Origin of the sequence: Kitasatospora sp. NPDC093102, from assembly GCF_040683915.1 — a bacterium.
GTDB lineage: Bacteria > Actinomycetota > Actinomycetes > Streptomycetales > Streptomycetaceae > Kitasatospora.
Map to the genome: position 1 here is coordinate 1 of NZ_JBFBFA010000127.1, position 3,162 is coordinate 3,162.

A 3,162-nucleotide genomic window follows, 5' to 3' on the forward strand; every position below is an offset into this window, starting at 1 on the left:
GAACCGGCGCCTACCGGACGCCCTCAGGAGACGGCACCGACCACACCCTCGAACCCCAAACGTGCGTGGGGTTCCCCCGACCCCTCCCCCCAGCCTTCCCCGCTCACCTCCAGCCACAAGCGTCCACGCCCCGGCACCCCTGGGGAAACGACGCACTCGCCTGTCAGGACCGACCCGGGCCCCGCGGTCTCGATCGTCGACGAGGGTGCGCTCTCCGTGGCCGTCGAGCTGATGACCAAGTTCGGCATCACCACCGAGAACGGGCAGCCCCATGCGAGCGACCCCCTCACACGCGACGTCGCCTTCCGCTACGCCCTCGCCAAGAAGAGCCTCGGCACCATCATCACGAACGACACCCAACTCGAAATCGTCGCCAGGAACGCGGCGGCCGAACCGATCAAAGCACGCACCGAAGCGTTCGAGACCGCGATCGAACTCATGAAGGAACACAAGATCGCTCTGCGGGGCGAACCGCACGAGAAGGACCCCCTCACCCACGAGATCGCCCTCGGCTACCGGCTCGCCAAGGAGGCCCTTCCCGACTCCATGACGGACCCGGCCGAACGCAAGGCCGCCGCCAGGGAGGCTGCCACCAACCTCCTCAAGGCGACCGACACCCCTGACCGTGCGGTGACGTGGGCCCTGGAACCGGACCAGCACACCTTCGGCACACTGGGCCGGGTGTTCGCCCGACCGGGGATCGCGTCACTCGACGTGCCGCTCATCGAGATTCCCGGTGCCCTGGCGCAGAAGGCCGGCAGAGGAACCATCCTGGTCCCCACCGAACACGGCTGGCACCTGACGGACAGCGCATCAGGACGAGCGCGGTGGCGGGAACTCCTCCACCCCAAGCCGATCAGCCTCTTCGCACTCCAGCTGCCGGTCCACGAACCCACCGAACCCGCCGTCAAACAGCTATTGGACAACACCCGCCGGACACTGGAGAAACACCTCAGGATCACCCTGCTGACGGCACCACCCGGCAGCCGCATCTCCAGGACGGCAACCGGCGAACTCCAGGTCACCGGCGGCACCTCCTGGGTCGGCGGTCTGGACGGCCTCCATCAGCGCAAACTGCCCGGCCTTCCCAAAAAGTTGTTCACGGACCGTTCCGGCCGGTTGTCCGTTCCCGGACAGCCGGCCCTCCTCCGTGGTCCGGCCGGCCTCGGCTTCACGGGCGGTGAACGCTGGGAAGCCGCCTGGCGATCCCTCGAACCCTCCCACAAGGAGATCTTCGCGATCAGCTGCCGTTTCCACACCACCGACGAGCTTCTGGTCCCCTTCAAGAAGCTCAACAGCATTGGATGGGCGACCGACCTCGATCTCCGAGACACACTGCGACTGGGCGGGGTCAAACCGGACCGACCGGTTCAACTACTGCTCGACGAGAACACACACCCCGCCGACCAGGTTCTGAAGGAGCTTGCCGAGGACATCGAACGCCCGCTGATCGTCCCTGACTCCGAATCGGCCTGGGACGCCGCCGCCGTCCACGACGGGATGATCCGCGCCGGCTCACTGGACGGCCAGGCAGCGGGACGATGGCGAATGATCCTGCCTCCCGACCACCGGTTCCAGGGCATGCACCTGTGGACCGACCCGCAAGGGAAGGTGCTCTGGCCACCGAGGGCCGAGCCCCAGACCGACCACACCTGGGAATCACTCACCCCCGAACACGTGACCGCCACCGTCCGCACCATCATCCAGGACTGGCACCCCCGAGAGCCGGCCGAGCGGCGCACGCCCGACCTGAGCGGGCCTGCACTCCGCGAGCAACTAGAGGACGGCCTCAAATCGCGGGTCGACGAGGGCGTTCCGCTCGCGGTGATCAGCAACCGGACACTCGAAAGGTTCGGCCTGGACAGGTATGACCTGAGCACCGCCTCCATGGAGACCTTCGCCCGTCTCGGGCACTACGACGACGGGTGGAACGAGGCACTGGCCGAACAGCTGAAACGCACCCCTGCGGAGATCGCCCGCATCGGACGGGCGGTGCGACGAGAAGGCATGGAGGGAGCCGAGGACACCTTGGACTTCATCCTCGAAGAACTCCAGGACCAGCTGCTGCAGCTCGGGGTCTCGCCGGACTGGCTCACCGATGAGACCGCGTTCCTCGACGCGACCACCGCCGAGGGCACCGCGGCCCTGAAGGTCCTGGACCTCTTCGATCGCCACGGTGCTCCCGGCCTGGTGGAGCTGGAGCGCCGGCTCCGGAACGACCTGCCCGGAGCACCTCCCGAGCCCGAGCCCACCCGGACCGTGATCGGCTCGGCCGACGCCGGACAGTTCCTGATCCGCTCCATCCGCGGCGGCACCGAGCACTCACACTTCATCCAACTCGTCTCATTGAAGTACCAGTTCGCCTCGGACAGCTTGAGCCGACTGGACGACGGACCCGGAGCGGTGTACGCGGTTCGGTCCATGAAGCCCGGCGAAGGGGAGCTCGGCTGGCACCCCCTGCCGTGGACCGGGCCGACCCTCTACATCGACGTCCACGGCCTCCCAGGCATCGTGCAACCGAAGTTGAAGCACAATCTGGTGGCCGTCACCACGGGTGCCCACCTCGCCGATCTGGTCGTCGCACAGCCCTCCTTGCTGGAGATGTGGGAGCGGCACGGCACCGCGCTGAACATCGTCCTGAACCAGTGCTACGCGGCCGAGGTCTTCACCGACGGACCTGCCACGCCCGGTGCGACCCGTTCCCCCCGGCGAATGGTGGCGGCCAGGGACTTCCATGTCCGCCTCGTCAAGGAGCACCGGATGCCCCTCAAGGTGTATGCCACCGCCTTCAAAGCGAGCTTCACCACCGAACTCGGGGTCAAGGTGCCCGACGCCGCTGCGTACGACCCGAAGGCCGACCACTGGCAGCTCTTCGAGCCTCCGGCCGAGGCGGTGGCGCCCCGGCCGCCCGGCCCGGAGGACATGGACGTGGACGTCGAACCCGTCACCCTGCCGGTCCTCAACCTCGGCGTCTTCAGGTGAGCGGCAGACTGATCACCACTGAACCACCGTGCCCCACCGCCCCGTTCGGCGGGTGCCGAGTGCCTGCCCTGGCGCGACTGAACCAGTGGCGGACGACGGGCCGTTGGTGATCAGGAAATCTGCTCCCCACCAAAGCCCGGGCGGTTGCCGCACGGGTGCCTCATCCTGTGATCGACCGGC

General features: G+C 67.6%; 1 protein-coding gene. It reads left to right on the forward strand.

What is annotated here, in order from left to right; translation table 11 throughout:
* The first annotated feature begins 216 nt into the window (after window positions 1–216).
* A complete protein-coding gene (locus AB0O11_RS39235; RefSeq protein ID WP_363397387.1) occupies window positions 217–2,982 on the forward strand; it encodes a hypothetical protein in 2,766 nt (921 codons plus the stop codon).
* Window positions 2,983–3,162 lie beyond the last annotated feature (180 nt).